Genomic DNA, 3,533 nt, shown 5'->3' on the forward strand with positions numbered 1-3,533 from the left:
TGCAGCGGCCACAAATGCTGCCATGCACAGCGCTGCTATCCAAAATGCCGCAGTTGCTACTGCTGAACGTGCTGCATACACCGTTGATAATTTGAACAGCAATACTCGCGTAAGCGCAAACAACGGTATTATTAGTACAGCAGTTGACGATGATGAGGCACTAAACGCACGTTTACAGGCTGAATTTGAAGCGCATGAAAATGCCCGTTTGCAGCGTGCAGTAGAAGCCGTACGTAAACCTCTGCAATTTGAGTCATCAGAAGTATCGGATAAATCGGGCCAGTCAACGCGAACAGAACCGACTTTTACCTTTGAGCCGGTAGTAGAGCAACCGTCTGAACCTTTGTTTACTTTTGAACCCGTACCCGAGCCTGAGTCCGTATCACAATCGGCATTAACACCACAGCCAAGCACAGTACCGACATCAGCATACGCTACGTCGGCACCGGCAGCGGTAACGTCAGCAGCTGATTCTGCATTGACTCGTGCGCCAAGTACAAATACAGCAAACATCAGTGCGCCAAATCTCAGTACAAGTTCGCCAAGTACATACACCACGCAATCGGAAGGGATACAAACCTTACAGCCAGAGCCTTCTCGCAATAATCCTCTACGGCCGGTCCGTACTGAACCTGTGATGAGCACATCGTGGGATTCGAATCGCCACACACAAGAAGAGGATCGCGCAGAAGATCGCCGTACACAGGTAAGACAAGATGTCGAACAAGAGATAGCGGTACAGGATCAACAAGATCTGCAAAATGAAGAAGAGGCATTGCGCTATCAGGCACAGGCGGCCGAAATTGCCCGCATGCGTAAACGTGCTGAACAAGAGAATCTGGCTTTTTTACACCCCTTCTTAATGCAGCAAGAAGAGACAATGCCAAAGCCAACCACACCGCTGCCAACACTCGAATTGCTGGCAAAGCCAACCAATGCCGAACAGCCAGTCAGTGATCAAGAGCTTGAAGCTACAGCACGTTTGGTTGAAGAGCGTTTGAATGACTACCGTATTAAAGCGGATGTAGCGGAAATTTCACCGGGGCCGGTAATTACCCGTTTTGAACTTGACCTTGCTCCGGGTGTTAAAGCGGCACGTATTTCTAACTTATCACGCGATTTGGCTCGTGCACTGTCTACCTCCGCGGTGCGTGTGGTTGAAGTCATACCCGGAAAATCGTATGTGGGTTTAGAGTTACCGAATAAAAACCGACAAACCGTTTTCTTACGCGAAGTGCTCGATTGTGACGCTTTCCGCCAAAGCACATCGCCACTGACAGTGGTGTTGGGTAAAGATATTGCCGGTAAGCCTGTTGTGGCTGACTTGGCAAAAATGCCACATCTGCTGGTGGCCGGTACAACAGGTTCGGGGAAATCAGTCGGTGTTAATGCCATGATCCTCAGCATCTTGTACAAGGCGACACCTGATGAAGTTCGTTTCATCATGATTGACCCGAAAATGCTGGAACTTTCGGTTTATCAGGGGATCCCGCACCTGCTGACTGAAGTGGTCACCGATATGAAAGATGCCGCGAATGCACTGCGTTGGTGCGTTGGCGAGATGGAGCGTCGTTATAAGCTGATGTCACTGCTTGGTGTTCGGAATATCACCGGTTATAACGAGCGTGTGGTGATGGCCGAGCAGATGGGGCAGCCGATTCCCGACCCGCTATGGCGTCCGGGTGACAGCATGGAGCCGATGCCGCCAGCACTCACCAAACTGCCTTATATCGTGGTGATGGTTGATGAGTTTGCTGATCTGATGATGGTGGCGGGCAAGAAGATTGAAGAGCTGATTGCGCGTCTTGCGCAGAAAGCGCGTGCGGCTGGTATTCATTTGGTTTTGGCAACTCAGCGCCCTTCAGTTGATGTTATTACTGGCCTGATTAAAGCCAATATTCCAACCCGCATTGCGTTTACGGTATCGAGTAAAATTGACTCACGTACCATTCTTGATCAGGGCGGCGCAGAGAGCTTACTGGGGATGGGGGATATGCTGTATATGCCACCAAACTCCTCTATTCCTGAGCGTGTTCACGGTGCATTTGTTCGGGATCAGGAAGTGCATGCAGTCGCTCAAGACTGGAAAGCTCGCGGTCGTCCGCAGTACATTGATGCTATCTTAGCCGGTGACAGTGCGGAAGGTGGTACCGGTTACGATGGCATGGATGAAGAGCTCGACCCTCTATTTGATCAGGCCGTGGCGTTTGTGACTGAAACCCGCCGTGGTTCAATTTCCGGTGTACAGCGTAAATTTAAAATCGGTTATAACCGGGCGGCTCGCATTATTGAGCAGATGGAGAGTCAGGGTATCGTGAGTGCTCAAGGGCACAATGGTAACCGTGAAGTGTTAGCGCCACCGCCAATACGAGATTAACCAATAAAACCTGCATTCTGATTCGTCTTTACACAGAAAATTTAACCTGTGAACGGAAATCAGAGTGCGGGGGCTACCGAAACAAATTACCTGCAAAATAATGTGCAAAATCGCAAGTGGTATGATTGAGCGGAAAAGTGAGAATCACAATGAAAGCACAAACAAACAGGAAAACAGCAAAAATAAAAACAGCGATGGTTGCGGGTGTCATGGCCTGTGGCTTGATGTTGAGCCTTGTATCATCAAGTGTTTGGGCAGATGCTCGTGGTGATTTGCAAACTCGATTAGGCAAAGTAAACAGCTTTAGTGCTTCATTTACACAAACAGTTAATGCCGCTAATGGTACAACTTTGCAAAAAGGGGATGGTGCTCTTTCGGTATCCCGCCCAAATTTGTTTCGTTGGGAAAGTAAAACACCGGATGAAACACTGCTGGTGACCGACGGTAAAACCGTCTGGTTTTTTAACCCATTTGTCGAGCAGGTTACCATCAGTAATTTAAAAGATGTCACCGGTAATACCCCTTTTGTTTTGCTAACCCGTAATAACCCGTCTGACTGGGCACAGTATAATGTTAGCCAGAAAGGGGATGTGTTTACCCTAAAACCGATTAAAACTGATGGCAATATCAAACAGTTTCAGCTAAATGTCACACCGGCCGGTGTCATCAATGGGTTCTCTGTGGTGGAACAAGACGGCCAAACCAGTAAAACCACATTATCGCGTTTTTCAACCACGCCGGTGAATAAAGCAACCTATAGCTTCAACGTGCCTAAGGGTGTAGAAATCGACGATCAGCGTCAGTAAGGCGGTTTGGTGAGTAATTTATCGTTGGATTTTGCCGCTGACTTTCAACCGTTGGCGGCTCGAATGCGCCCGACAACATTGGCACAGTATATCGGGCAATCCCACCTTTTAGCGCAGGGAAAACCCCTGCGCCGAGCAATTGAAGCGGGTCATCTGCACTCCATGATCTTGTGGGGACCTCCGGGCACAGGCAAAACAACGCTAGCCGAAGTGATAGCCCGTTATGCCGATGCCGATGTTGAACGCGTCTCTGCGGTAACATCAGGCATCAAAGAGATCCGTGAAGCGATTGAACGGGCACGCAGTAACCGTGATCGCGCTCGTCGCACTATTTTGTTTGTCGATGAAGT

3 protein-coding genes are annotated in these 3,533 nt (G+C 49.2%); all 3 read left to right on the forward strand.

Annotated features, from left to right (window positions below; genetic code table 11):
* Positions 1-2,377, forward strand: a 2,377-nt coding sequence (locus tag ACRC27_RS06000) for a DNA translocase FtsK (protein ID WP_438639417.1), incomplete at its 5' end; no start/stop codon positions are given.
* Between the two features lie 194 nt (positions 2,378-2,571).
* Positions 2,572-3,183 (forward strand): outer membrane lipoprotein chaperone LolA, encoded by a 612-nt coding sequence (gene lolA, locus ACRC27_RS06005; RefSeq protein WP_438624106.1) that lies wholly within the window; start codon positions 2,572-2,574, stop codon positions 3,181-3,183.
* 9 nt (positions 3,184-3,192) lie between these two features.
* The coding region (locus ACRC27_RS06010) for an AAA family ATPase (protein WP_438639418.1) at positions 3,193-3,533 on the forward strand (341 nt) is incomplete at its 3' end.

This window comes from Plesiomonas sp. (genome assembly GCF_051650925.1).
Lineage (GTDB): Bacteria > Pseudomonadota > Gammaproteobacteria > Enterobacterales > CAMTGL01 > Plesiomonas.

Coding starts and splice junctions, on each gene's coding strand:
- lolA (WP_438624106.1), top strand. CDS start 2,572: ATGGTTGCGGGTGTCATGGCCTGTGGCTTGATGTTGAGCCTTGTATCA.